The 3,597-nt window shown below is 41.9% G+C and carries 2 protein-coding genes; both read left to right on the forward strand.

The features are described from left to right. The first annotated feature begins 246 nt into the window (after window positions 1–246). Entirely contained in the window at window positions 247–792 is a 546-nt protein-coding gene (gene cysC / locus PX481_RS03860) for an adenylyl-sulfate kinase (protein ID WP_043999288.1), read from the forward strand. Between the two features lie 620 nt (window positions 793–1,412). After that, window positions 1,413–3,140 (forward strand): ABC transporter ATP-binding protein, encoded by a 1,728-nt coding sequence (locus tag PX481_RS03865; RefSeq protein ID WP_004159601.1) that lies wholly within the window; start codon window positions 1,413–1,415, stop codon window positions 3,138–3,140. The last annotated feature ends 457 nt before the right edge of the window (window positions 3,141–3,597 follow it).

The raw sequence follows: 3,597 nt of genomic DNA on the forward strand, positions 1-3,597 counted from the left end.
GGGTGTGGGGTGTAGGGTGTGGGGTGTGGGGTGTAGGGTGTGGGGTGTAGGGTGTGGGGTGTGGGGTGTGGGGTGTGGGGTGTGGGGAGAATAAATAAAATAATCTCCTATCTCCTATCTCCTATCTCCTATCTCCTGACTCCTATCTCCTGACTCCTATCTCCTGACTCCTATCTCCTGACTCCTGATCACTGATCCCTGAGATATGGTACGCTAAACAGGATTTAAGTATTATTAATGATTACTATGAAACAGCGCGGCGTGACGGTTTGGTTAACAGGATTGAGCGGTGCGGGGAAAAGCACGATTACCGAGGCATTACAGGCAAAATTAATCGCTGAAGGTTATTCCATTGAAGTTCTCGACGGCGATATAGTACGGACGAACCTCACCAAAGGTTTAGGATTTAGTAAAGAGGATCGCGATGAAAATATCCGTCGCATTGGTTTTGTGTCCAATTTGCTCACCCGTCACGGTGTGATTGTCCTAGTTTCGGCTATTTCTCCCTATCGTGAGATTCGCGAGGAAGTACGGGGAAAAATCGGCAATTTTGTCGAAGTTTTCGTGAATGCTCCCTTAAACGTCTGTGAGGATCGCGATGTGAAAGGATTATATAAAAGAGCGCGTGCTGGCGAAATCAAGTCTTTTACGGGAATTGATGATCCCTATGAACCACCTTTTAACCCGGAAGTGGAATGCCGCACCGATTTAGAGACTTTAGAGGAAAGTGTCGCCAAAGTCTGGAACAAATTGACGGAATTAGGCTACATTCATCAAGCTGTGGCGGTTTAATCGCATAATAACTTTGTATTATTGGAAAACATCGTAGGGACGTGGACTAAAAACGTCTCTACACCCCGATTAACCCCTTAGGCAAATTTGTTAGTTAGGGTTTGCTGAATAATGGTAAAACCCTTTTAAAATAAGGCTTTTGACCTGCTAAAATCCGATGTTCATGCTGCGAAAATAGGATTAAGACCTTCAAAAACCTTGCATTATCCTTCTTTGAGTACACAAACTGGTACAAAAAAAAGAGGACAACAAAACCTGAAACGACCGACTCCTGACTCCTGACTCCTGACTCCTACCCCCAGGAAAAACTTTTTCAGCAGACCCTAGTTAATCTCCTTTTCTTCAGTACCTAAGCAAGGTTAATTATACCTCTCAGTTAACCTCTGGCCAAAGTGCAAGAGTGCCTAAACAGTAATCAGTAATCAGTGATCAGTAAGTAGGGAGGCACAATTATTTGTAGGATGGGTTAGCGGTAGCGTAATCCCTGGGGGTGTTGGGTTTCATGCTTCAACCCAACCTACGTTCTGATAACTGATAACTGATAACTGATAACTGATAACTGTCTCGACTAGCAAATTAATTTTGCAGGAATACTTAATATTTAAAGGCGCTAAATTATTTTGAAATCTCGCTCTAGTTATTGGAACCTCATTCCCTATCTCCGTCCCCAAACCCAAACAATTATTTTGGCGTTCATCTGTACGATCGGATTTACGGTATTTTGGCCGATTTTAGCCTGGTTAGCTGGACAAATGGCCAGATATATCGGCGAGGGAAATGTGCAAGCATTGGCGACACTTTCGGGGGTGGGGGCAGTGGTTTTTTTACTGCGGGGAATGTCTCAGTATGGGCAAGATTCCCTGATGGCAAAAGCTTCTTTAAAAATTGCCCTCGAATTAAGAAAAAAAGTTTATGCACACCTGCAAACCCTCGGCTTAAATTACTTTGAAACGGCGAAAACTGGTGATTTATCCTATCGTTTAACGGAAGATATTGATCGCATTGGGGAAGTAATTAATAAATTTTTCCATGATTTTATTCCCTCCGCCTTACAGTTAATTGTCGTCTTTGCCTATATGTTTATTGTTAACTGGCAATTGACGATCGCTGTCATTATTATCGCTCCTTTGTTGGGAGTTTTGGTGGGATTTTTTGGTGAAAAATTATTACAGTATGCTCGTCGCGCCCAAGCGAAAATATCTAACCTTTCTGCGTTATTAACCGAAGTTTTTGGCGGTATTCGCGTGGTGCAAGCTTTCGCTGCTGAAGATTATCAAACCGAGCTTTTTGCCCAAGAAGCGGAGGAAAATCGCCGCGCTCAATACCTATCAGAATCCACCAAAGCTTTACAATACGTCGTGGTGGGATTCTTACAAGCTCTCGGTGTCATCTTTTTATTCTTTCTCGCTGGTTGGCAAATTTCCCAAAAGAATTTAACTGGAATTGACTTTGTTAGTTATGTGGCAGCGGTGGCAATGTTAATCGATCCCATCGCCCATATTACCAGTAATTATAATCAATTTAAACAGGGGCAAGCCTCCATGGATCGGATTTTTGAATTGTTAGCTATTTTGCCAACAATTACCGAAAAACCGAATGCGATCAATCTGCAACCCCATAGCAAAGAAGTTGAATATTGTCAAGTAAATTTTTATTACAACCAGGACAGACAGGTTTTAAAAAATATTAATTTTACTGCACACGCTGGGGAAATGATTGCTTTAGTGGGAGCATCGGGAGCGGGAAAAACCACTTTAGTTAATCTTTTATTGCGTTTTTATGACCCCACTTCTGGCAAGATTTTAATCGATGGGGTGGATATTCGTGATGTGACTTTAAAAAGTCTCCGGCGACAAATTGGCGTAGTTTTACAGGAAAATATTCTCTTTTCTGGCACTATAGCCCAAAATATCGCTTTTGGTCAGGGAGATTTTAATCTGCAAGAGGTGGAAAAAGCGGCAAAAATTGCCAACGCTCATCAATTTATCAGTGAACTTTCCCAGGGTTACTATACCTATGTGGGAGAAAGGGGTGTTAATTTATCGGGTGGACAAAGACAAAGAATCGCCATCGCGCGAGCGGTTTTATCTAATCCGAGGATTTTAATCTTAGATGAAGCGACTTCGGCGCTCGATTCGGAATCGGAAGCTTTAGTGCAGGAAGCTTTAGAAAGAATTATGACGGAGCGCACGGTATTTGTTATTGCTCACCGATTAGCAACTGTCAGAAAAGCTAACCGTATTTTAGTCTTAGAAAAGGGTGAAATTATCGAGGTGGGTAATCACGAGGAGTTATTAAATCTTAATGGTCGTTACGCTCAATTTCATGCTAGACAATTTCAAGATTAGTCTATTTGGCGTTAAGAGTTGGGCGTTATTTCTGATTTTATCATTCAAGCCAAGTTTTTGGGGGGTTCTACCCCCCAAACCCCGGAGCGCATTAGTTTTTCGGTGGGATGCTTACACGCGGTTGTTCATATATTTGTACTAATTTAAGAGTCACCGATATAGCAGTTATCTTAATGGTGAGGTAGGAAGTTTTCGTTTTGTAAAGTCAGTTGCGGAATTAGGTTAGACTTCATCTTTAGGGAAACGCTGTAAGTATCCAGACAGAATTAATTATAGATATTTTTCCGTTCCCTCTACTTAGGGTTTGCTGAATAAATCTAAAAACCTTGTTGGATAGGGTTTTTAGACTTGTTTTCCCTCAAAAAGTGCCGACCTTTGGAGTGATTGGGGGGAAAATTCAGGTACTTTTTCCCTGAAAATTAGGTAATTGGCCCCCTGAAAATGGGTAAGACCCCAC

Source organism: Microcystis sp. M53603_WE2 (assembly GCF_030065435.1).

Coding starts and splice junctions, on each gene's coding strand:
- cysC (WP_043999288.1), top strand. CDS start 247: ATGAAACAGCGCGGCGTGACGGTTTGGTTAACAGGATTGAGCGGTGCG.